Source organism: Variibacter gotjawalensis, assembly GCF_002355335.1.
Lineage (GTDB): Bacteria > Pseudomonadota > Alphaproteobacteria > Rhizobiales > Xanthobacteraceae > Variibacter > Variibacter gotjawalensis.
This window is the reverse complement of record NZ_AP014946.1, coordinates 882770-906014: the sequence shown is the minus strand read 5'-3', so window position 1 is coordinate 906014 and position 23245 is coordinate 882770. Positions and strand designations below refer to the sequence as shown.

Annotated in this window: 21 protein-coding genes; 12 read left to right on the top strand and 9 right to left on the bottom strand. The window is 62.4% G+C overall.

The annotated features are described in order from the left end of the window. Window positions 1-3: 3 nt before the first annotated feature. Window positions 4-873, bottom strand: coding sequence for an alpha/beta fold hydrolase (locus tag GJW30_RS04290; RefSeq protein ID WP_096352078.1), 870 nt, complete (start codon window positions 871-873; stop codon window positions 4-6). A 170-nt stretch (window positions 874-1043) separates the two neighbouring features. On the opposite strand from GJW30_RS04290, the gene GJW30_RS04285 reads away from it, so the two are divergent. Together GJW30_RS04285 and GJW30_RS04280 are read left to right on the top strand one after the other, a co-directional pair. Beyond that, window positions 1044-2009, top strand: coding sequence for a Bug family tripartite tricarboxylate transporter substrate binding protein (locus GJW30_RS04285; RefSeq protein ID WP_157746686.1), 966 nt, complete (start codon window positions 1044-1046; stop codon window positions 2007-2009). A 22-nt stretch (window positions 2010-2031) separates the two neighbouring features. After that, window positions 2032-3279 carry a flavin-dependent oxidoreductase gene (locus GJW30_RS04280; protein WP_096352072.1) on the top strand — a complete coding sequence of 416 codons (1248 nt, stop codon included), beginning with the start codon at window positions 2032-2034 and terminating at the stop codon, window positions 3277-3279. Here the strand turns inward: GJW30_RS04280 and GJW30_RS04275 are convergent. The 4 genes from GJW30_RS04275 to mutY all read right to left on the bottom strand — a co-directional run bounded on the left by GJW30_RS04275 (window position 3276) and on the right by mutY (window position 7209). Next, the gene (locus GJW30_RS04275) at window positions 3276-4550 is read right to left on the bottom strand and encodes an amidohydrolase family protein (protein WP_096352069.1); all 1275 of its coding nucleotides are present in this window, start codon (window positions 4548-4550) and stop codon (window positions 3276-3278) included. The genes GJW30_RS04280 and GJW30_RS04275 overlap by 4 nt on opposite strands. Before the next feature lie 83 nt (window positions 4551-4633). Next, window positions 4634-4984 carry a RidA family protein gene (locus GJW30_RS04270; RefSeq protein ID WP_096352066.1) on the bottom strand — a complete coding sequence of 117 codons (351 nt, stop codon included), beginning with the start codon at window positions 4982-4984 and terminating at the stop codon, window positions 4634-4636. A gap of 29 nt (window positions 4985-5013) precedes the next feature. Next, window positions 5014-6039 carry an SMP-30/gluconolactonase/LRE family protein gene (locus GJW30_RS04265; RefSeq protein ID WP_096352063.1) on the bottom strand — a complete coding sequence of 342 codons (1026 nt, stop codon included), beginning with the start codon at window positions 6037-6039 and terminating at the stop codon, window positions 5014-5016. A 60-nt stretch (window positions 6040-6099) separates the two neighbouring features. Further along, entirely contained in the window at window positions 6100-7209 is a 1110-nt protein-coding gene (mutY, locus tag GJW30_RS04260; RefSeq protein WP_096352060.1) for an A/G-specific adenine glycosylase, read from the bottom strand. A 30-nt stretch (window positions 7210-7239) separates the two neighbouring features. Here mutY and GJW30_RS04255 point away from each other — a divergent pair, with 30 nt between their 5' ends. The 5 genes from GJW30_RS04255 to smc all read left to right on the top strand — a co-directional run bounded on the left by GJW30_RS04255 (window position 7240) and on the right by smc (window position 12892). Then, on the top strand, window positions 7240-7716 hold the full coding sequence (locus tag GJW30_RS04255) for a DUF721 domain-containing protein (RefSeq protein WP_096358650.1): 477 nt from the start codon (window positions 7240-7242) through the stop codon (window positions 7714-7716). A 125-nt stretch (window positions 7717-7841) separates the two neighbouring features. Then, the gene (locus tag GJW30_RS04250) at window positions 7842-8492 is read left to right on the top strand and encodes a DsbA family protein (RefSeq protein ID WP_096352057.1); all 651 of its coding nucleotides are present in this window, start codon (window positions 7842-7844) and stop codon (window positions 8490-8492) included. A gap of 65 nt (window positions 8493-8557) precedes the next feature. Next, a complete protein-coding gene (locus GJW30_RS04245) occupies window positions 8558-8803 on the top strand; it encodes a type II toxin-antitoxin system Phd/YefM family antitoxin (RefSeq protein WP_096358649.1) in 246 nt (81 codons plus the stop codon). Further along, a complete protein-coding gene (locus GJW30_RS04240) occupies window positions 8800-9177 on the top strand; it encodes a type II toxin-antitoxin system VapC family toxin (RefSeq protein WP_096352054.1) in 378 nt (125 codons plus the stop codon). The genes GJW30_RS04245 and GJW30_RS04240 overlap by 4 nt, the downstream gene beginning before the upstream one ends. Before the next feature lie 256 nt (window positions 9178-9433). After that, window positions 9434-12892, top strand: coding sequence for a chromosome segregation protein SMC (gene smc, locus GJW30_RS04235; RefSeq protein WP_096352051.1), 3459 nt, complete (start codon window positions 9434-9436; stop codon window positions 12890-12892). Here the strand turns inward: smc and GJW30_RS04230 are convergent, their stop codons facing one another. The 3 genes from GJW30_RS04230 to GJW30_RS04220 are packed head-to-tail and all read right to left on the bottom strand — an operon-like array spanning window position 12893 to window position 17623. Beyond that, window positions 12893-14479, bottom strand: coding sequence for an ABC transporter substrate-binding protein (locus tag GJW30_RS04230; protein ID WP_197703769.1), 1587 nt, complete (start codon window positions 14477-14479; stop codon window positions 12893-12895). Window positions 14480-14493: 14 nt separating this feature from the next. Further along, entirely contained in the window at window positions 14494-16842 is a 2349-nt protein-coding gene (locus GJW30_RS04225; RefSeq protein ID WP_096352046.1) for a sensor histidine kinase, read from the bottom strand. 58 nt (window positions 16843-16900) lie between these two features. Then, window positions 16901-17623, bottom strand: coding sequence for a serine acetyltransferase domain-containing protein (locus tag GJW30_RS04220; RefSeq protein WP_245408652.1), 723 nt, complete (start codon window positions 17621-17623; stop codon window positions 16901-16903). A gap of 259 nt (window positions 17624-17882) precedes the next feature. Between GJW30_RS04220 and rpmF the strand changes: the two genes are divergently transcribed. The 4 genes from rpmF (at window position 17883) to GJW30_RS04200 (ending at window position 22205) form a co-directional block, all read left to right on the top strand. Continuing rightward, the gene (rpmF, locus tag GJW30_RS04215) at window positions 17883-18071 is read left to right on the top strand and encodes a 50S ribosomal protein L32 (protein ID WP_096352040.1); all 189 of its coding nucleotides are present in this window, start codon (window positions 17883-17885) and stop codon (window positions 18069-18071) included. A gap of 241 nt (window positions 18072-18312) precedes the next feature. Continuing rightward, complete coding sequence (locus GJW30_RS04210) at window positions 18313-18717, top strand: hypothetical protein (protein ID WP_096352037.1); 405 nt, start codon at window positions 18313-18315, stop codon at window positions 18715-18717. A gap of 57 nt (window positions 18718-18774) precedes the next feature. Further along, window positions 18775-20352: a gamma-glutamyltransferase gene (ggt, locus tag GJW30_RS04205; RefSeq protein ID WP_245408651.1), complete on the top strand. Its 1578-nt coding sequence runs from the start codon at window positions 18775-18777 to the stop codon at window positions 20350-20352. A 155-nt stretch (window positions 20353-20507) separates the two neighbouring features. Then, the gene (locus tag GJW30_RS04200) at window positions 20508-22205 is read left to right on the top strand and encodes a bifunctional diguanylate cyclase/phosphodiesterase (RefSeq protein WP_096352034.1); all 1698 of its coding nucleotides are present in this window, start codon (window positions 20508-20510) and stop codon (window positions 22203-22205) included. 112 nt (window positions 22206-22317) lie between these two features. On the opposite strand, the gene phaR is transcribed toward GJW30_RS04200, so the two are convergent. After that, window positions 22318-22923, bottom strand: a complete 606-nt coding sequence (gene phaR / locus GJW30_RS04195) for a polyhydroxyalkanoate synthesis repressor PhaR (protein WP_096352031.1) — start codon at window positions 22921-22923, stop codon at window positions 22318-22320. 64 nt (window positions 22924-22987) lie between these two features. Between phaR and GJW30_RS22520 the strand changes: the two genes are divergently transcribed. After that, window positions 22988-23239 (top strand): hypothetical protein, encoded by a 252-nt coding sequence (locus tag GJW30_RS22520; RefSeq protein ID WP_130364742.1) that lies wholly within the window; start codon window positions 22988-22990, stop codon window positions 23237-23239. The last annotated feature ends 6 nt before the right edge of the window (window positions 23240-23245 follow it).

Here is a 23245-nt window from a genome sequence, read left to right as displayed (position 1 = left end):
GCCTCAAACAGGCTTCTTTGACCGCGGATCGCGGGCCGGCCAGCGGCCCGCCTCGGCGAGCTTGATGAAGCGTTCGACCGTCTCGTTGAACAGCGCCGCTTCCTCCAGATTGAGGACGTGGCCGGTCTTCGGGAACATCGCCAGCCCGGATGTCGGGATGCTCTGCTTGAGGAACAGGCTCGGCTCGATGCAGGCGTCGTCCTCGTCGCCGCAGACGATCAGCGTCGGCACCTGCAGCTTCTGCAGCTTGTCCTTGAAGTCGAAGATTGATGGCCGTTTGCCCTGGAAGCCGCGTTGCGTATGCGCAGACCCCTGCGCATCATGCCGCGCCAGCGCTGCCATGAACTCTTGGTATCCGCGCGGGTCTTTCACGGCGAAGGAGATGCGGTTGGGCGATTCCGCGTAAACATTCGCCATGTATTCCGCGCCCTCGCGCTCATAAAGCTCCGCGTGGTGCGCTGAGTTCTTGCGGAAATCTTCGACGTGCTTTGTTTCGGCGCTTGAGCCGGAGCCGACGCCGGCGAGCGTCAACGAAATCGCGCGCTCCGGCCGGTGCAGCCCGACCTGCAGCGACGAATAAGCGCCCATCGAGAGCCCGACGAAATGCGCGCGATCGATCTTGAGATGATCGAGCACAGCAAGCGCGTCGTCGCGGAAATTCTCGTAGTGGAAAGTTTCGCCACTCGGAGTTTCCGACGGCGTGTAGCCGCGCGCCGAATACGCGATGCAGCGGTGTCCGCGCGCGAAGTAGCGCATCTGCGGTTCCCAGCCCGCATAATCGGCGGCGAATTCGTGCACGAAGATGATCGGCGTGCCTGACCCGACTTCCTCATAGTAGAGGCGCGTTTTGTCGTGGGCGGCGGCGTAGGGCATCGATCTCTCCGGCAATCTCGTCAGGCGGGAGATGATTGTCGGCAAAAATCGCCGCGACATGCAACACGCGCGGCGGCGGCTCTGCCATGCAGCGACACTTAGCTTCTGTCGCGCGCCGGATGCCTTTGCTAAGCTCGCGGCCAACAAGAAGAAAAAGAGGAACGGCTAACGTGTTTTCCCGATTGCTGCAAATCTGTCTTGCCGCCTGCTTCGCGCTGTGCGCCAGCACTTTCGCGCATGCGCAGGATTATCCGGCGCGAACGATCAAGATCATCGTGCCGACCGGCGCGGGCGGCATCACGGACATCCTTGCACGCCGCGTCGCTCAGCATATGAGCGACAAGCTCGCTCAACCTGTCGTGATCGAAAATCGACCGGGCGCGGGCGGCATCGTCGGCACGCAAGCCGCCGCGCAAGCCGAGCCCGACGGCTACACGCTGCTGATGGTGTTCCCGAGCCACGCCGCCAATCCGGCGCTCTACGAAAAACTTCCCTACGACAGCGAGAAGGATTTTGCGCCGATCTCGATGGTGACGCGCGTCAGCGAAATCCTGCTCGTGCCGAACGACTCGCCGGCAAAGAATGTGCAGGAATTCATCGCGCTCGCGAAGTCGAAGAACCTCAACTACGCCTCCGTCGGCATCGGCAGCCTTGCGCATCTTGCCAGCGAACTGTTCCGGCTCACCGCGAAAGTCGACATGACGCATGTGCCGTATCGCGGCGTGCCGCAAGCGCAGCAGGCCGTGATGACCGGCGAGGTCGCGGCCTTTTTCGATACGCCGATCACGGCGCTGCCGCAGATCAAGGCCGGCAGCGTCCGCGCGCTCGGCATCAGCACGGCGCAGCGTCTTGCTATCGCGCCGGAGATCCCGACAATCGCCGAGGCAGGACTGCCGGACTACGAGGTGACGGGCTGGAACGGCCTGCTGGCGCCGGCGAAAACGCCGAAGCCGATCGTCGATCAACTGAGCCGCGTCGTCAATGAAGCGCTAAAGACGCCGGAAATAGCCAAGTTTTTGGCGGATCAAGGCCTGGAGGCGGCCGGCAACACGCCGGATGAATTCGCCTCACTGATGCGCGATGATATCGCGAAATGGAAACGCGTGACGCGCGAAGCCGGCATCAAGCCGCAGTAACGTCGCGCGGGGCGGGAGGACGATGAGGGTCATCATAGCGGGCGGCGGTATCGGCGGCCTTGCGACAGCGCTCAGCCTCCACCAGATCGGCGTGCCGTGCCGCGTTTATGAAAGCGCCGCCGAGATCAAGCCGCTCGGCGTCGGCATCAACGTGCTGCCGCATGCGTGCCGCGAACTGATCGAACTCGGTCTTGGCGATCGTCTCGCCGCCATCGGCGTGCCGACCTCCGAACTCGCTTACTATACGAAGCGCGGCCAGAAAATTTGGTCGGAGCCGCGCGGGCTAGCCGCCGGCTATCACTGGCCGCAATATTCCATCCATCGCGGCGAACTGCAGCAGCTTCTGCTCGACACGGCGCGCGAGCGCCTCGGTGCCGAGAATATTCTGACCGGCCATCACTTCGTCGATGCCGTCGATAAGAATGATGGCGTGAGCGTCACGTTCCGCACCAATGGTGGCGAACAGAAAGTCGACGGCGCGCTACTGATCGGTGCCGACGGCATTCACTCGGCGCTGCGTCAGAAATTTTATCCCGACGAAGGCCCGCCGATCTGGAACGGCCGCATTCTCTGGCGTGGCGTGACCGAAGGCGCGTCGTATCTCACCGGCCGCAGCATGATTATGGCGGGCCATCAGTCGCTGAAGTTCGTCTGCTATCCGATCTCGGAGCCGAAGAACGGCAAGCAAACGATCAACTGGATTGCCGAAAGCGTGCTGCCTCCGGACCACCAGTGGCGGCGTGAGGACTACAATCGCCGCGCCGTGCTGGAAGAATTTCTGCCGCTGTTCGAGAGCTGGCGTTTCGATTGGCTAGACGTGCCGCAGCTCATTCGCAATGCACTCTACGCTTACGAATATCCGATGGTCGATCGCGATCCGCTGCCGCGCTGGACGCATGGGCGCGCGACTTTGCTCGGCGACGCCGCTCACCCGATGTATCCGATCGGATCGAATGGCGCGTCGCAAGCAATTCTCGATGCGCGTGTGCTTGCCCGCGAATTCCGTGCGCACGGCGTCACGCCTGAAGCGCTCGAAGCTTACGAGGCCGAGCGTCGTCCGTCGACATCACAGATCGTTTTACTCAATCGCCAGAATGGGCCAGAGCAGGTCATGCAGCTCGTCGAAGAGCGCGCGCCGCAAGGGTTTACGACGATCGACGACGTGCTGTCGCGCTCCGAACTCGAAGACGTTGCGGCAAACTACAAACGCGTCGCCGGCTTCCAAGTCGATGCACTCAACGCGCGTCCGCCGATCGTGCCGCTGACTTAGCGCGTCGCGAACGGCGACATGTAGGGGCGGCCGAACGGCACGCCGCCCGCCACCGTCGCGAACGGACGCAGATGGACTTTGCCCTCACGCGTGTTGTTGCGCGTATCGACGAACGACACCGGGCCTTCGACGACATCGAGCAACGCGACGTCCGCCGGTGCGCCGACCTTCAGCGTGCCGAGCTTGTCGCCGCGATTGATGATTTTGGCGGGCGCGCTTGTCGCCATCGCGACGACTTGCTCGAGCGGGAAACCGAGGCCGAGGAACTTGCTCATCACCCAGGTGAGATACGGCATGCCCGGCGTATTGCCCGAGAAGACGTGAATATCGGACGAGATCGTATCGGGGCCCGCACCCTCGCGCATGGCGGCTTCGCACACCGTGTAGTCGAAGCTGCCGCCGCCATGACCGACGTCGAAAATCACGCCACGCTGCTTGGCGGCGAGTGCTGCCGGCAAAAGCTTTCCGTCCTGCACGATGTTGGTGAACTGTCCGCCGATATTCGGCGCGCCGGAATAAGCGTGCGTGAGGATATCGCCGGGCCGCAGGAGGTCGAGAATCTGCGACATCAGCGCGACGGTTTCGACGCCGCCGATGTGGCACATGACCTTGCCGTTGGTGCCCGAGCGCTCGCAGGCGAGGATCGCACGCTTGAGCGGTTCGAGGCCGTTCTTCGCAACGACATTCTCGCTCATGCGCACTTTGGTGCCGAGTACGATATCCGCGTTTTCAGCGATCGCTTTAGCGGCCGCGTCGACCTGCGCGAAGTCGATGTTGTAGAGCTCCGGGACCGGAAAACTCGCGAGCCCGAAATTCGCGATATGGACGAAGGCGAGCAAACGCGTGCGCGTCTGCGCCACGATGTGGCGGCGGAAGATCGCGATGTTGTTGGCGCCTGCGTCGCCGGCGGAGACGCACGTTGTCGTACCTTGGTGCGCGACGAGCTCGTCGGCCGGAATGCCGATGGCGGAGCCGTACGGAAAGACGTGGCTGTGGAGATCGATGAGACCCGGCGTCACCAGTTTGCCGCTCGCGCTCATCACGCGCTGCGCGCGGTCTGCCGGAATATCGTTTTCGACGGCCTCGATAAGACCGAAGCGAATGCCGATATCGCGTTTGCCGCGCAGGTTCTGGCTGGGGTCGAGAACGTCGCCGCCTTTGATGATGAGATCGAATTTGTCGTTCGGGCCCATCGCGGCGTTGGCGCCGGATGCGGCGAAAGCAGCAATCGAAGCGGTTCCGGCGAGGACAGCACGGCGAGAGAGTGACATCGGCGATCTCCCTTGTTGTTCAGCGATTGTCTGCGCAATCGTTGGGTGCGCCTCCCCGTTCAGGGAGGCGCTAGTGTCGCGAATTACTTCGCGGCCACGCACATGATTTCGACCTTGTAGTCCGGCGCGGCGAGCTTCGCCTCGACGGTGGCGCGCGCCGGCGTGTTGCCGGGCGAAACCCACTTGTCCCACTCAGCGTTCATTTCGTTGAACGTCGACATGTCGGTGATCCAAATGTTGGTCGACAGGAGCTTCGTCTTATCGGTGCCGGCCTGCGCGAGATGGTGGTCGATGATCGACAGAATTTCCTTCGTCTGCTCGCCGACGCTCTTGCCCTTGGCTTTATCCGCGACGACGCCGGCGAGGTACACGGTGTTTCCGTGAACCACGGCCTTGCTCATGCGCGTGCCGACATCATGACGTTGAATGCTCATTCTAACTCTCCGTTGAAACTTGAGCGGCTTTAGCCGCCTTTGACGCCTTGCGTGTTGACGTAAAGCGAATAGACAGACTGGGAGGCTGCCATGAACAAGCGATTACGCTTGACGCCGCCGAAGCACAAGTTCGCGCAACGTTCCGGCAGCGCGATGCGGCCGATCGGCTTTGCGTCTGGGTTAAAGACCATCACGCCGTCCTTGCCGCCTTCAATGCCGCCGCCCATGCCCCAACCCATCCAGAGGTTGCCGTCGATGTCGACGCGGAAGCCGTCCGGCGTGCCGCCCTGCGCATCGAGGAACAGGCGCTTGTTGGAGACTTTTCCATCATCCGCAACATCGAATACATGCACGAGGCGATTGGGCGTTGCGCCGGATTCGATGACGTAGAGTTTTTTCTCGTCCGGCGAGAAGGCGAGGCCGTTCGGCCGCGCAATGTCACCGATCGCGACGGTCGCGCGGCCGGTCTTCGGATCGAGGCGATAGACGTTGGTCGGCAACTCCGGCGTCGCGGTGTGGCCCTCGTAGTTGCCCAGAATTCCGAACGGCGGATCCGTGAACCAGATGCTGTCGTCGGACTTCACGACGACGTCGTTCGGCGAATTGATCGGCTTACCGTCGAACTTATCCATCAGCACCGTGATCGAGCCGTCATACTCGGTGCGCGTGATGCGCCTCGCATCGTGCTCGCACGTGATGAGGCGGCCTTGCCGGTCGCGCGTGTTGCCGTTCGAGTTGTTCGACGGCTTGCGATAGACTGAGACAGCCCCGGTGTCTTCGTCCCAGCGCATGATGCGATTGTTCGGAATGTCGCTCCAGAGCAGGCAGCGCGCGTCGCCCATGTAGACCGGGCCTTCACTCCAGCGCATGCCGGTGGCGATGCGTTCGACGGCGGCGAGCAGCAGGCGATATTTGTTGAAGCTCGGATCGAGCACAATGACGTTCGGGTCCGGATAGGACTCGCTCGGCGACCAAGCAGCGAATGCGCGCGGAGCGGAAGCGGCGAGCGCAGCGGCACCGGCAGCCGCCGCGAACTGACGTCTCGACATCGACATGGCGTTTCCTCAAGCTCTTTTTATCGATCCCGGCAGGATCGGGGCGGGAGCCTGACAAGGTTACGGGTTACTGTCACGCTTGTTTTTCACCTGCCGCGCATGCGCCACAACCTTGCGCATGAGGCTCGGCAACGCTTCGCCGTCGAGATCGGCGGCCGCAACGAACCGGCATCCTTCGGGAGCAGGCGTGCGTTGCGAAACACGCGCGACATAGACGGTCAGCTCCAACGGAAAATGCGTGAAGACGTGTGTCACGACGCCCAAAGTGCGCTGCCATCCCGCGACAAGCGGAGCTTCCGAAAGTGCATCGCTGTCGTCCGCGCTCCACGCGCTTGTCGGAATTTCCGTCATACCGCCGAGCAATCCGCGCGGCGGCCGTGTCCGCACCAGCACGGCGCCGTCCTCGCGCTCGACCCAGAAGGCCGCGCCGCGCCGCAATGCGCCTTCGCGCTTCGGTGCTTTGCGCGGATAGGTTTCTTGCGTGCCGGCTTGCCGCGCCGCACAGGGATCGTGCCACGGGCACAGCGCGCAAGCTGGCCGCTTCGGTGTGCAGATTGTCGCACCGAGATCCATCAGCGCTTGCGCATAATCACCCGGCCGATCGTCCGGCCGAAGACTTGTCGCGAGTTCGCGGATACGTGGCTTCGCGCGCGGCAACTCTTCGTCGACCGCGAAATAGCGCGACATCACGCGCTCGATGTTTCCATCCACCGGCGTTGCCGGGATGTTGAACGCGATGGCTGTGATCGCGGCGGCCGTGTAGTCGCCGATGCCGGGCAGAGCGCGCAACCCGGCTTCGTCGCGCGGAAATAAACCGCCGTGGTCTTCCGTAACGGCACGTGCGCAGGCATAAAGATTGCGCGCACGCGCGTAATAGCCGAGCCCTGCCCACTCCTTCAGCACGTCGTCGAGCGGTGCCGCAGCAAGCTTCGTGACGTCCGGCCATCGCGCCGTGAAGCGCGCGAAGTATGGGCCGACCGCTTTCACGGTCGTCTGCTGCAGCATGATTTCCGACAGCCAGACGCGGTAAGGGTCCGCGGTTTCGCCCGGCAGCGCACGCCACGGCAACACGCGGCGATGACGATCGTACCAGGCGAGCAGGGCGTCGCTCGGAGAGGCGACGCGAGATGCGCGCGGCTTCCGCCGAACTGATGCGGCTGATACTGTCATGAGCTTCCGTGAATGGCAGAATCGATCCTGATGAACAAGCCGGGCAAAACATATCCGAGACCTATCGCCGATCTCGTCGGCCGATGCCTCGGCGACGTCTTCGCGCGGCAAGGGTTTGCGTCGAGCGAACTCGTCACGCATTGGCCCGAGATCGTTGGCGATGAGATCGCGAACCTCGCCGAACCCTTGAAGATCCAATGGGGCCGCGAAGACGGCCTCGAAGCCGCAGAACCGGCGACGCTCGTTCTTCGGGTCGACGGGCCGGCCGCGATCGAGGTGCAGCACCTCTCGCCCGTGATACTTGAGCGGCTCAATCAGTTTCTCGGCTGGCGCGCTGTCGGCCGTATCCGGCTGCGCCAAGCGCCAAACCCGGTTGCTGCGACGCCCAGCCGTCCGAAACCGCCGACGGCTGCTGAAACCGAGGCGGTGGCCAAAACGTTGAGTGTGGAAGATCAATCGTTGCGCGACGCGTTGGCCCGGCTCGGGGCAGCTGTCAAACGGACGTGATCACGGCGGGCAAGCTGCAACGCAGCATTGCCACAATCTGCATTTCAGTCTACCGACCTCCTCGATATCTTCTCGGTATCTTGGGATTGTTCCCACTCAGGGCTCACGGAAAAAGGGTTCGCCACATGACTCGCCGCGCTTTCCTTGAAGGCACCGCATTGCTGACGGTCGCGGCCGCATTCGCCGGCTCGCCGCTGTGGTCGGCCACGCAAGTGCTGGCGCAGGCGCCGTCCGCTGCAGAACTCAACGAATCCGGCCCGCTCGGCGATCAGGTTCAGGGCAAGGCGGATGCACCCGTCACCATTATCGAATACGCGTCGATGACCTGCAGCCACTGCGCGACATTCCACGTGCAGACCTATCCGCAGCTCAAGCAAAAATACATCGAGACCGGCAAGGTGAAGTACATCTTGCGCGAGTTCCCGCTCGACGAGCTGGCTGCCGGCGCTTTCATGGTGGCGCGCTGCGCGGGTGATGGAAAGTACTACGACGCGATCGAAGCGATGTTCAAAGGCCAGCAGTCGTGGGCCTTCGTCCGCAACCCGATCCCGCCGCTGTTCGCCATCGCCAAGAATTTCGGCTTGAACGAGCAGACCTTCGAGAAGTGTCTTTCGGACCAGAAGATGCTCGACGGCGTGAATGCTGTCCGCCAGCGCGGGCAGGAAAAGTTCGGTGTGAATTCGACGCCGACCTTCTTCATCAACGGTAAGATTTTCCGGGGCGCGATGACCTTCCCGGAACTCGAGCAGCAGATCGCTGCCGCCGGAAAGAGCTAAGCTTTCGTTGACGGGTTTAGTCCAGGTGGACTAAGGTGGACTAACCTTAGTCCATGGAGGCCGCTATGGCCGTATTCAACGTCCACGAGGCGAAAACCCAGTTCTCCAAGCTGATCGACGCTGCCGCGAAAGGTGAAGAAGTCATCATCGCCAAGGCCGGCGTTCCGACCGCGCGGCTGGTCCCGTTCGAAAAGCCGAAGAACAAGATCGTATTTGGCGACATGAAAGGAGAAATCTGGATCGCCGACGATTTCGACGCTCCGCTGCCGGACTCCATGTATTCGAAGTTCGGGGATGACGAAAAGCCATGAGGCTTCTCCTCGACACCCACATTTTTCTTTGGATCCGATTGGACGATCGGCGGCTGTCACCGAAGGCCCGAAAACGCATCATCGCCGCCGACGCGATTTTTGTAAGCTCCGTTAGCTTCCTTGAAATTGCGATCAAATCCCGCGCCGGCAAGTTGAAGGCCGATCTAGACGAGATGCTGGTGTCGTTAGACGAGCGCGGCTTCACAGAACTGGCGGTCAGCGCGCGGCATACCGTAGCGGTTCATGATCTACCAACCTTCCATCCCGACCCCTTCGACCTCCTCCTGATCGCCCAGGCCGAAGTCGAGGACATGCGTCTCATGACGGCCGATGCGCAGGTGGCGGCGTATTCGGACCGCATCATTCTCGTCTGAGGAGACGGTTGCGGCTGCATCAGCGCGACTTTCCGCGTCAACCTCCGTGGCCGATATCCCACTGATTTTTCGCAGCAAACACGCTAGCCGCAGTGCGGAAACCCCTGGGATAACGCAATATCTTGGTTGCCGCCGTGGGGCGGATTGATTCATTGTCCGGCCCAGCTTGGGTGATCCAACTGATTCGCCGCGGGCGAAATCGCGATGCCGCACAATCAGAAGACGGTGTCGTGACGATCCGCGATGAGGCCAAACAATGAAGCTTACGAAACTTCGCCTGCTCGGATTCAAATCCTTCGTCGAGTCGACTGACGTCGAGATCGAGCCGGGTCTCACCGGCGTCGTCGGTCCGAACGGCTGCGGCAAGTCGAACCTCGTCGAGGCGCTCCGCTGGGTCATGGGTGAAAACTCGACCAAGGCGATGCGCACGGCCGACATGGATCAGGTGATCTTCGCCGGCTCCGGCGCAAGGCCGGCCCGCAACAACGCCGAGGTCGGCCTGACCATCGACAACCAGGATCGCACCGCGCCGCAGGCGTTCAACGATGCGGACCTGCTCGAAGTCACGCGCCGCATCGAGCGCGAAAAAGGTTCGACCTACCGCGTCAACGGCCGCGAAGTGCGCGCCCGCGACGTGCAGATCCTCTTCGCCGACGCGTCGACCGGCGCCCGCTCGCCCGCGCTCGTCCACCAAGGCAAGGTTGGCGAGATCGTCAACGCGAAGCCGGATGCGCGCCGCAAGGTTCTTGAAGAAGCCGCCGGTGTGTCCGGCCTGCATGCGCGCCGCCACGAAGCAGAGCTTCGCCTGCGTGCCGCCGAGCACAATCTCGAGCGTCTCGAAGACGTTATCGGCCAGCTATCGAGCCAGACCGATGCGCTGAAACGCCAGGCCCGCCAAGCGGTCCGCTATAAGGCCGTCGCCGCACAAGTGCGCAAGGCGGAAGCGACGCTGTTTCACCTGCGCTTCCTTGCCGCCAAGGTCGAAATCGCCGAAGGCGAGATGGCGCGCGATGCCGCGATCCGTCTCGTTGCCGAGCGCACCGAAGCGCAGGCGCAAGCCGCTATCGCGCAAACCGCAGCCGCCGCCGTGTTGCCGAGCCTTCGCGACATCGAAGCGCGCGCCGCCGCAACGTTGCAGCGCCTGGTCATCGCGCGCGACAGCCTCGACAAGGAAGAGGCGCGCGCGAAAGAGCGCATGGCCGAGCTGGAGCGCCGCCTTGCGCATTTCGCTGACGACATTGCGCGCGAGAAGAAGTTGTCTGCTGACGCTGACGCGGCGCTTGAGCGCCTGACCGAAGAAGAGACGACGCTACGCGCTTCGGCCGCCGATGCGGAAGCGAAGAAGGTCGAAGTGAGTGCACGCCAGAGCGAAGCCGAAGGCGCGCTCAACGTCGCGGAAGGCGTTTTCGCGCAGCGCACCGAGGCGCTTGCGCATCTCTCAGCGCAGCGCAACCAGCTTGATCGCTCGCTGCGTGAATCGAACGAGCGTCTCGATCGCGTGCTGCGGCAGATTGCCGAAGTCGACGCCGAGACGCAGAAGCTTGCCAATGAAAGCGCTGCCGGCCCGGACATTGCGGCGCTTGCCGCAGCGATCGAAGCCGCGACCGCCGCCGTTGCCGAAGCCGAAGCCGCATCGCTGCGCGCCGAAGCGCAGCAGTCGTCTGCGCGTCAGGCCTTCGATGCGACGCGCCCGTCGCTGACCGCTGCCGAAAAGCACGCCGCTCAGCTCGAGACGGAAGCGCGCACGCTGACCAAGGTGTTGCAGGCCGACGTGCAGAGCTTGTGGCCGCCCGCTCTCGATCTCATCTCGGTCGAGAAGGGCTTTGAAGCCGCCCTCGGCGCCGCATTCGGCGACGACATCAATGCGCCGGTCGATCCGGCAGCGCCCGAGCGCTGGGCTGGTGCTTCGGTCAACGAAATCGATCCGCAATTGCCGGCCGGCGTCACGCCGCTCGCCGCGCATGTTCAGGCGCCGGCGGAACTCGCCCGTGCGCTCGCGCAGGTCGGCGTTGTTGAGAAGGCCGATGGTCCGCGTCTCGTCGCGGAACTCAAATGCGGCCAAATCCTCGTTTCGCGCGAAGGTGACGTCTGGCGTTGGGATGGTTATGCGGCCGCCTCGACTGCACCGACTGCTGCGGCGCGTCGTCTGGCCCAGAAAAACCGCCTTGCCGAAGTGAAGGACGAACTGCACCGCGCCAACGCTGACGTTGCCGCGAAGCGCCAGAGCGTCGAGCAAGCGCAGGCCGACGTCACGGCCGCACAAGCCGCCGAGACCGCAGCCCGTAACGCGGTGCGCGAAAAGCAGCGTGAGGCTGAAGCTGCCCGCACGGCGCATGCCAACGCGGAGCGCGATATGTCGCGCATCACGACGCGGCAGTCGGCGCTCGTTGAAGCGCAGATGCGTCTCGTCACCAGCCGCGAAGAAGCCGAAGCCGCGAAAAACGGCGCGACCGAAGCTTTCGCTGCGCTGCCGATTCTTTCGACGCTCGAGCACGAGCTGTCGCTCGCGCGCTCCGAAGTGACGGATCGCCGTACGGTGCTCGCCGAAGTGCGCGCGGAAGCGCAGACTCTGACGCGCGAGATCGAAGGCGCGCAACGCCGCCTCGTCGCTATCGGCTCCGAGCGCGATGGCTGGAACGAGCGCAAGCAGAGCGCCGCCGCTCAGCTCGAAACGATTGCGGCGCGCGATACCGAAACGCGCACCGAGCGCGATGAACTCGTCAACGCTCCGGCGCAATTCGAAGAACGCCGCAGGGGCCTCATCGGCGAGATCGAAACCGCGCAAGCAGAGCGCCGCGAAGCAGGCGATAAGCTGCAGGCCGGCGAGACCGCGCAGGCCGACGCTGATCGTGCGGCACGTGCCGCGCTCGAAGCGATGGGCAGCGCGCGTGAGGATGCTGTGCGCTCCGAAGAGCGCTTCGAAAGCGCCAAGCGCCGCATCTCCGACATCGCACACGAGATCATCGAAGTGCTCGAGGTCGAGCCGGATCGCGTCGCGAGCCTGGCTGGTCTTGAAGAGGGTGCGGAACTGCCGGACGTCGTCGAAGTCGAGGCCGATCTCGAACGCATGCGGCGCGAGCGCGAACGCCTCGGCGCCGTCAACCTGCGCGCCGAGGAAGAACTACGCGAAGTCGAGACGCAGCACACGACGCTCACGACCGAGCGCGACGATCTCATCGAAGCGATCAAGAAGTTGCGTCTTGGCATCCAGAGCCTCAATCGCGAAGCGCGCGAGCGTCTCGTCTCGTCGTTCGAAGTCGTCAACGAACACTTCAAGCGCTTGTTCGTGACGCTGTTCGGCGGTGGCGAAGCCGAGCTGAAACTTACCGATAGCGAAGACCCGCTCGAAGCCGGTCTCGAAATCGTCGCTAAGCCGCCGGGCAAGAAGCCGCAGGTTTTGTCGCTGCTTTCCGGTGGCGAGCAGGCGCTGACCGCAATGGCGTTGATTTTCGCGGTGTTCCTCACCAATCCGGCACCGATCTGCGTGCTGGACGAAGTGGACGCACCGCTCGACGATCACAACGTCGAACGCTTCTGCGATCTGCTCGACGAGATGGCGAAGTCGACTGCAACGCGCTTCGTCACCATCACGCACAATCCGATCACGATGGCGCGCATGAACCGCCTGTTCGGCGTGACGATGGCGGAACGTGGTGTGTCGCAGCTGGTCTCGGTCGATCTCGAGGCCGCCGTGAAGTTCCAGCAGGCGAGCTAACTACTCGGCGATATCGACGCCCTCGAACAGATGGCGGCCGAGCGGGTCCATCACGAACCCGCTCACTTCGCGCCGTGTCGCCATAAAGACGACGGAGTGCGCGAGTGTGACCCACGGCGCCTCGCGGTTGAAGACCTCCTGCGCCTTCCGATAAAGGTCCGCGCGATCGCTCTGCGTGATCGTCTGGCGCGCGCGCTGCACTAGCGCGTCGTAGTCCTTGTCGCACCACTTCGCGATATTGTTGCCGCCGGAACGCGCGGCTTCGCAGCCGAGCAAAACGTTGAGGAAATTATCCGGATCGCCGTTGTCGCCGGTCCAGCCGAACAGCGCGAGATCGGTTTCGCCGGCCTGCAGCGCGTTGCGATACGCGCCCCATTCGGCGGTTTTCAGCGTCACGCGAACGCCGATGCGTGCGAGATCGGCCTGGATCATCTCGGCCGCGCGGCGGCTGTCGGATGCGTACGGCCGGCTCACCGGCATATACCAAAGCTCCGTCTCGAAGCCGTTGCCGCGGCCCGCTTCGTTGAGCAAGCGTTGCGCGCCGCCCGGATCGTAGGCGTAGTCCTTGATCGCGTCGTTGTACGACCACAGCGTCGGCGGGATCGGATTCTTCGCGACCGCGCCGGCGCCGCGATATACGTTGGTCACGATCGACGCTTTGTCGATCGCCATGTTGAGCGCGCGCCGCACGCGCGGATCGTCGAACGGCGGTCGCCGCGTGTTGATCGCGAGATAACCGACATTGAGGCCTTCCTGCTGCAGCAGCTTCAGGCTCGCGTTGTGCTCGATGTCGCGCGCGTCGCCGGGGTTAGGGAACGCCATGACGTGGCATTCGCCGGCCTTCAATTTCGTCAGTCGCACGGCCGGATTCGGCGTAATCGAGAAGACGAGCGTGTCGATTGGTTGACGGCCCTTCCAATAATCCGCGAAGGCGCGATAGCGCACTGCGATGTCCTTCTGATAGCCCGCGAAAGCATACGGGCCGGTGCCGATCGGCTCGCGATCGAGCCGTTCCGGCGCTGCGGCGCGCAGCATCTGGTCCGCATATTCGGCCGAGTGGATGACGTTGAAGGGCATCGCCATATTGGCGAGGAACGGCGCTTCCGGCGAATTCAGCGTAATGCGCACGGTGCGCTCGTCGACCTTCTCGATCGATCGCAACAGCTTCTCAATACCCATATCCTTGAAGTAGTCGTAATGCGCGCCCGAGACGTTGTGAAACGGGTGATCCTTCTTCCACTGCCGCATCAGCGAAAACAGAACGTCGTCCGCATTCATCGCGCGCGTCGGCTTGAACTCGCGATTGGAATGGAACTTCACGTTTTCGCGGAGGCGGAAAGTGTAAACCGTGCCATCGCCGGAGATCGTCCATGACTCTGCGAGCGCCGGCAGGATCTCGGTGCTGCCCGCCTTGAACTCAACGAGACCGTTGAAGATCGGGCGCGACGCATTCATCCCGGTCGTCGTCGTGGCAAGCTGCGGGTTGAGTGCTTCCGGGCTTCCCTCGGAGCAAAACACCAACGTCTTCGCGGAGACCGGCTGAACGAGGCTTGCAACAAAAAAAGCAGCGCAAAGAGTTCGCTTCATGAGATCCATTGATATCAGGCGGACAGGAGTTGACGCTCGGACGCGGCAACGCGCGCCGGCATCGTGATGGTGAAACGCGTGCCGCGCATCGGCTCGCTTGTGACGTCAATCTTCCCCTGCAGCACGTTGGTGATGAGATTGAAAGCGATATGGAGGCCAAGGCCCGTATTGCCTCGGCCGCGCGCCGTCGTGAAAAATGGGTCAAACACTTTACCAAGCAGTTCGCGCGGAATGCCTTTGCCGTCATCCTCGAAGACGATCTGCACTTGGTTCGGCAACGGTTCCGAAACCGTGATTGCAACGCGTCCGGCGGTGCCCGGCGCGTAGGCGTGTGTGATTGCGTTCATCACCAGGTTGGTGATGACTTGCGCGAGCGCACCCGGATATGTGTCGACCATCAGACCGGGCGGACAATCCACCGTCACATCGTGTTCGGTGCGCCGGATAGCCGGACGCAGCGATGTCAGCAGTTCGTGCACCCACTGCGCCATGTCGAAGCTGCGCCGCTCGGCGCTGACTTGGTCGGCCGAGACTTGCTTGAAGCTGTGCACCAATTCGGCCGCACGCGTGAGGTTCGAGAACACAAGTTGCGATCCTTCGCGCATGCGCTGAACGAAGATGTCGAAGCGCGAGCGCGAGATCTGCCCGCTCGCGGCGCTTTCGGCAAAACGCTCTGACTCATCTGCGAGCGTAGTTGCAGTCGTGAGCGCGATGCCGACCGGCGTATTGATCTCGTGCGCAACGCCGGCAACGAGCTGGCCGAGCGATGCGAGCTTTTCGGATTGGATGAGTTCCGCCTGAGTCTGCTTGAGTTCCGTGAGCGCGTTGTCGGCTTTGTCCTTTGCATCACGCAGCGCCTGCTCGCGATAGCCGAGTTCAGAAACAAAGAAGTTCGCAGCTCGCGCCATATCGCCGAGTTCATCTTGGCGGTGCTGCGCTTGAACAGGACCTGCCGCCGGATCGCGCGCCAGCGTCATCATGTCCTGCTGCAACGTCTTCAGCGGACGCGTGATCGAGCGCGCGACGAAGATCGCCGTGATGCCGCCGATCAACAAGCCGAAGCCTGCGCCGAACACGAGAATCGCCATCAACCGATTACTGATCGTCGTTGCATAAGCGACGAATTGGTCGTTGATCGCACGCGCGTTGGCGACCATCCCGTTTGCGGTGAGATCCATGTCGCCGATCATCTCGTTCTGCGTGCGCAGACCCACGATCAGCGTGAAAAGGCGTGAGCGCCATTCTTCGAGCGCTTCGATCATCTCGCTTTGGATCAGCGGCGAGATCGGCAATTTGTCGATCGTGGCCGAGAGGTCCTTGCTGGCCTCAAGCTGCCGGCCCGCCGCACCGGGATCGCGCCGCGCGATTGCCTCGGACGTCTGCTGACCGAGCTGCAATGTCTCGATCGCGATGCCTTGTGTTGCCTGCTCGGTCTCGTGCGCCTGCATCGCGTAGGTGAAAAGCTGCGTGATCTCTTCGTGCAGCGAGCGAACCTCGGTCTGAAACACCTTGAGGAGGCGGTCCGTCCAGTCTGCGAGAATTTGCCCCGCCTTCACGCGCAATGTCGGCTGATTGTATTCGGGGCTTGCCGGATTGCCCGGGTCCGCGATCACGTTGGCGTATTCGCGGGCGTACCCGCTGAGCTCTTCAGCGTCTTTCGTCCGGCCCGACGCGGCGAGCAAGCGCTCGAGGTCGGCACCCGATAGCCGTAATTGATTGAGCGCCATCGTGCGCTGGTTGTCGGCCTTAACGATCTCGTCGAACGACAAGCCGTAGTTCCGCTGAAGCTCTTCGAGCGAGATGGTGGCGATCTGCCCGCGGATGTCCTGCGCCTTGGCGACGATATCGCGGATGCTGCGTTGCTGGCGCTCTTTGTCGGTCAGCGATTTGACGATCTCGGTGTTCGATGTGCGCTGCCGATCGCGCGCCCGATCGGCGAGCACGATGAGCGATCCAACGCGGCCGCGCATCTCGGCAGAGAGGTGATCGTTGTTGGTGGTCGTCACCATGAACTGACGCATGCGCAGCTCGTAGCGGGTCAAGGCGTCGACAGCGGCGGCCGGTACGGCTTGGCGTTCGTCGCCAGGGAAGAAGCCCTTCAGACGGCCGAGATCGGCACGCACCTGCTCGGCAAGCGCGCCAAAGCGCACGGCGTGCTCAGCGCGGTCGCCCGGCAGCGCCTGGACGTAGTCGTCCCGCGCCGTCATCGCGACTAAGAGATTGCGGTAGATGGAGCTGGTCAGCACCACGCCTTCGCGGGCGCGGGAGGATTCCTGCAGCAACAGCCAAGCGACGACGGCGATCGCCGCCGCGAGGGCGATTGGAATCCCGCCGACAAGCCAAACCTTGTAGCTGATGCGCATAGTCTGGGAGTTGTGCGGCGCAACCGCACTTACAGTCAATTAAGTTTTCGGCGCAGGTTTAATGCGTCGCCAGGCTACTGGGGCAATTCGTCAGGTGAGCCGGGTTGCCGACGGCCGTACATCCGGCCGGTACATCCATCTCGATAAGGGCAGCGGCGCCGATTTTGGCGTAGTCTCCGACCGAAACGGCACCGAGTATTGTGGCTTCGGCGCCAAGAAAAACCCCGCGACCGACGTGCGGCGCTTTTTCCGGGTTCTCGTATCTGCGTCCGATCGTGACACCCTGCAATATCGTCACGTTGTCGCCGATGCTCGCACTCGGGCCGATTACAATTCCGGTCCCATGGTCGAGAAACACCGATGTTCCGATAGTCGCGGAGGGGTGGATTGAAATCTGCAGGACCCGCGACGTCGCATCCTGCAGCAAAAGCGCAAGATTGCGGCGGCGATTGCTCCAAAGCCAATTGGAAACGCGCCAAGCTTGCAGCGCCAAGAAGCCTTTATATTCATAAAGTATCTGTGTAAGGCTCGGGCGCGCCGGATCGCTTTGTCTTGTTGCGAGAAGATCAAGCGCAGCCGCTTCAACCAACGTGGGCTCAGCGCAGAAGGCATGTCGCGCGGCATCACGGAATGCGATTTCCAGTTCGCAAGCAGCTAGCCTTTCGGCGATCAATGTCGTGAGGGCGTCGGCAAGACGCTCACAACTGCCTAGATGCTTGTTGCCTAGGTTTACTAAGCGCTGTTCTGCGACAACATCCGCCCAGATCGACGATGCGCTCACGGCAACCTCCCCACGCTGGAATGAACCGACAACCCCCCGTAAGCAACGGGCAAACCAAAACTCGCAATTATTGATAATTATCATATAGTTGCCCGGTAGAGAAGCTTGGCGGCGGTAAAATAGAGAAACACCTAGCGCAATTGGGCCGCTTCGCTTATAAGCCCGGCGAGCGTGCCGCGCGGTCATGACTGCTGCGGCCCAAATCCATCACGATCGGCTGGAGGTTTGGCCTCCTGATCAGTTCTCTCGGGAGAGACCTATGGCAGTTCCGAAGCGAAAAACGTCCCCGTCCCGCCGCGGCATGCGCCGTTCGGCAGACGCCCTCAAGCGCCCGGCTTACGTCGAGGACAAGGACTCGGGCGAGCTCCGCCGTCCGCACCACATCGACCTGAAGACCGGCATGTACAAGGGCCGTCAGGTTCTCAAGGTGAAGTCGTCGGAAGTCTAGAGCCTTTCGGCTCTAGATTCTTGATATGTCGCATTTTCTTGACGTGAACCGGCGTCCACTTCACTTGAAAATGCTTCTGTCCGACGCGTCAGATTTGAACGAGGGCCGGTTCGCCGGCCCTTATTCGTTTCTGGTGTTTCGATTTCCGTGTCTTTCATTTGTGCGTGTGGCTTCCGCGCCGTATTCAAAGCCCGAACACGCGAACTAGACTGCTAGCGGCGCGGCTATCTCGGAGGCAAACGTGTACATCCTCGGCTTTCCCCTCCTCATCGTCCCGATCGTGATCTACGCGATCCTCTCCTACGTCACGCCGCTGGCGTGGGATTCCGAAGTCACCTCGATCCGCATGATCTCCGGCGGCATCTGGAAGGTGACGCTGAGCGATCTGCTGCTCGCCTTCTCGCTGATCTGCCTGTTCTTCGAGATCTTCAAGTCGACGCGTCACGGCACGCGCGCGATCGTCGACCATATGCTCTCGACACTGGTCTTCATCTGCGCGCTCGTCGGCTTCCTGCTCGTCGACAAGGCCGCGACCTCAACCTTCGCGCTGATCCTGCTGATCTGCCTCGTCGACGTCATCGCGGGCTACACGGTCTCGATCAAGATCGCGCAGCGCGACTACGTCGTCGATCGTTCCGAAGCGTAGCGCTTCGGCGCCCACCCGCACGACCCAAAACCACAATAAGAAAATCCCGAGGGACGCATGGCTCGCAACTTCCACCTGCCCGGACGATCTCCGATGCTGGCGAGCGATGCGATGGCGGCGACCTCGCATCCGCTCGCGACGCAGGCCGCGCTCGAGATCATGCGCGCCGGCGGCACGGCGGCCGACGCGGCCGTTGCGGCGTGCGCGGTGCTGTGTGTCGTCGAGCCGGCGATGACCGGCATCGGCGGCGACAATTTCTGCCTCGTCGCAAAGCCCGGCAAGCCCGTGTGGGGCTACAACGGCTCGGGCCGCACCAGCGCAAAATTCTCGTTCGATTCTGTGAAGAACGAGAAGGATATCTCGATGGACTCGGTGCACGCCGCGACCGTTCCGGGTGCGATCGAAGCGTGGGCCGCGATCCTCGAAGCGCACGGCAAGTTCGATCTCGGCCGCGTTCTGGAAGCTGCGATCCACTATGCCGAGAATGGTTTCCCGGTCGCGCCGCGCGTTGCGCATGACTGGGGCGGCCAAGCTGCCCGGCTCGCGAAAGATCCCGGCGCCGCGCAGCATTATCTCAAAAACGGCAAGGCCCCACAGGTCGGCGACGTGATGCGTGCTCCCGCTCTCGCGCAGACGTTCCGCGCGATCGCAAAAAATGGCCCGCGCGCGTTTTACGAAGGCGCTATCGCCGAAGAGATCGCCGCAACGCTGAAAGCACGCGGCGGCTTCATCACGGCCGAAGACATGGCGCGCCATAAGGGCGAAGAGGTCACGCCGATCAAGACCCGCTACCGCGATCGCGACGTCGTTCAGCTGCCGCCGAATGGTCAGGGCCTCGCCGCGCTTGTGCTGCTGAACATCCTCGAGACGTTCGATCTCAAATCGCTCGATCCGCTCGGCGCGGAACGTCTGCACATTTCGATCGAGGCCTCGCGTCTCGCTTACGCGGTGCGCGACACACACGTCGCCGAACCGTCCGCCATGCGCATCGCGGTCGAAAAGCTCATCGACAAGGCCTTCGGCAAATCGCTCGCCGCGAAGATCGATCGCACAAAGCGCGTGCCCCTGCCGAACGATCCGACGCCGGGCAATGACACGGTCTATCTCACGGTCGTCGATCGCGATCGCACCGCCGTGTCGTTCATCAATTCGCTCTACGGCGGTTTCGGCGTCGGCATCTGCACGCCGAAGTCCGGCGTGATGCTGCAGAATCGCGGCGCGTGCTTCGTCACCACCGAGGGGCATCCGAACCAAATCGCCCCCAACAAGCGGCCGATGCATACGATCATCCCGTCGCTCTCGATGCGCGGCGATCAATGCGACATGTCGTTCGGCGTCATGGGCGGCAGCTTCCAGTCGATGGGGCATGCCTACTTCGTCTCGAACCTCACCGACTACGGCATGGACGTGCAGCAGGCGATCGATCATCCGCGCCTGTTCCAGGACGGCGAGACGACGATGCTCGAGGCCGGCGTGCCTCAGGCCGTCGCGGACCAGATGACCGCAATGGGCCACAAAATCGCGCGGCGGCCTGATCCGCTCGGCGGCGGTCAGGCCATCGTGATCGATTGGGAACGCGGCGTGCTTATCGGCGGGTCAGACCCGCGAAAAGACGGTTCCGCGGCAGGTTACTGATCCGCGGACGTTTTGACCCCTCAGGACAACGAAACTTAAACAAATCTGACGTAAGGGTTATCGTGCCGAATCCGTTCGGTGCGTCGCCCTCCGTTTGTGGGGGTTTGGGGTGTCCTTTGCAGCATTCGTTAAACGATAAGCCGGTCGGTGCAGCGATGGCTGCGCAGCAAACCGAACCGAAAAGCGCCGAGATTCTCTCCTCGGTCGGATTCGCGGCTTACGAATGGGACCTTCGGACCGACGCGATCCGCTGGGATCGCAACGCCGCCAACGTCTTGACGATCGATCCCTCCGAGATCACGTCCGGCCGCAATTACGCGCGCTACCTCTGCGCCTCCAATGCCTCGACGCCGTATGACGCCGTGATGCAGTCCGGCCGTGTCGCCGATGACGCCGGTGTGCCGTATGAAGTCGTTTACCTGCTGACGCCCGAAGTCGGCGTCGAACTCTGGATCGAAGATCGCGGCCGCTGGTTCGTGGGCATGGACGGACGTCCGTCGCATGCGCACGGTGTCGTACGCGTCGTCACCGAGAACCACAAGCGCGAACAGAACCTCGTTCGCCTTTCGAAATTCGATGCGCTCACCGGCGAAGCCAATCGCTGGCATCTGATGGAGCTGGTCTCCGCCGCCGCCGCGGACGCTGCGCGCATCAATCGCTCCTGCGCTTTCATGCTGGTCGCGATCGACAATCTCTCGCTGATCAACGAGTCGCTCGGATTCCAGAACGCCGATCAAGTCATCGCGGCCGTTGCCAAACGCTTGCGCGAACGCCTGCGTGCCGGCGACGTGCTGGGCCGCTTCTCGGGCAACAAATTCGGACTGTTGCTGCAGAACTGCAAACTCGCCGAGATGGATGCTGCCGCGCAGCGCCTGATCTCCGGCGTCGGCGAACACATCATCGAGACACCGGCCGGCTCGGCCGCCGTCACCGTGACGATCGCAGGCGTTTCGATCCCGCGTCATGGACGCGAGGCTCTCGATATCATCGAGCGCGCGCAGGACACGCTGGCGACCGCTAAAAAATCCAAAGGCCCCGGCTCGTTCCTCGCCTATCGGCCGAACCTCGAGCGTGACGCGCTGCGCCGCAAGTCGCTGGCCGCGACGGACGAGATCGTCGCAGCTCTCAACGAGCGCCGTTTCCACCTTGCCTTCGAGCCGATCGTCAACGGCATCACGCGCCTTCCCGACATGTACGAATGCCTGACGCGCGTCACGCGCGCGGACGGCTCCATTGCTTCGGCCGGCGCGATCATTCCGATCGCCGAGAAGCTCGGGCTCATTCGCCTCATCGATCAGCGTCTGGTTGAACTCGTCGTCAGCGAACTGACCGAATCGCGCGACATCAACCTGACGCTCAACGTCTCGGCGCTGTCGGTCGGCGATGCACAATGGTGGGATACGCTGCGCTCGCTGCTGCGCGCCAACCCCGGCGCCGGCCAGCGCCTCACCGTCGAGATCACCGAAACCACCGCTATGCAGAATGTCGAAGACGTGCGTGGCTTCGTCACGCGCGTGAAGGATCTCGGCTGCAAGATCGCGATCGACGATTTCGGTTCGGGCTATACGTCGTTCCGCAATCTGCGCCTGCTCGGCGTCGACGTGATCAAGATCGATGGCGCGTTCGTGCAGAACCTCTCGCGCTCGGCCGACGATCGCGCATTCGCCAACGCGATGATCTGGCTTGGTCACTCGCTTGGGTTGAAGACGATCGCCGAATGGGTACAGGACGAGCCGACCGCGAAATTGCTGACCGGCTTTGGCTGTCACTATCTGCAGGGCGAACTCGTCGGGCTCGCGTCTTCGGATCGCCCGTGGCTTGCAGGCTTCGAAAAGCGTGCGGCCGTCGGCTGATCCGACGGAGCCTATTTCGCTTCGACAAAGTCGAAGCGGGGCTCTGTTTTGAGTGGTCGCATTTTCTTGACGTGAACCGGTGTCCACTTCACTTGAAAATGCTCCGCGCCCCTTACTGCTTATCCGCCGTTAGACGCTCAAGCTTACGTTGCATTTCCTGCAACTCACGCTTGAGGCCGTCGATGTCGTCCGGCGAGCTTTCCTTCTCGGTCTTTGCGGCCTTGTCATCCTTCGCGGCGAGGGCGGCGCCAGCGGCGCGGCCGGCCGCGTTGAACGGCGAGAACATCGTCATGGCGCGCTGGAACATCTCCATGTTGCGCCGCACCTGTTCTTCCATGCCGCCGAAGGGGCTGATGCCGAAAGCCTGAGTCATCTGGCCGCGGAACTTCTCCTGCTCTTTGGAGAGCGAGTCCATCGAGACTTCGAGATAGCGTGGGACCAGCATCTGCATCTGGTCGCCATAGAAGCTGATGAGCTGGCGCAGGAAGTTCACCGGGAGGAGGTTCTGCCCTTCCTTGTTCTCCTGCTCGAAGATGATTTGCGCGAGCACCGAACGCGTGATGTCGTCCCCGCTCTTCGCGTCATAGACAACGAAATTTTCGCCGCCCTTCACCATGGAAGCGAGATCTTCCAACGTGACGTAAGTACTCGTGCCGGTGTTGTAGAGGCGCCGGTTGGCGTATTTCTTAATCGTCACCGGTTCGTCGGACTTCGTCATTTTGCTTCCTACGCGTCGAGATGGCTTCGGAGACTTAGTCGCTTGCTGCACTGCCCAAGCGTCCATGCTGCGCAGCATAAGCGGATTTGTCGCGGTGTCGCTAGCGATTTTGTTGCGGAGCCGCAAACAGGTTTGCGCATGCTTTATTGGTGCGCCGCAGCAATTAAGTTTGCCGTTACGTTTCGCACGAAAATCGATACGTCTCGCAAGCGCGAGCGAGAAAGCTGCCGCAAATGCTGCGCCGAATACCCGCAGCGAAAACTTCGCAGGTCTCTACTCCGACAGCTTCGACCGCCGCGTTCGTCACAAATCGTGACGCGCC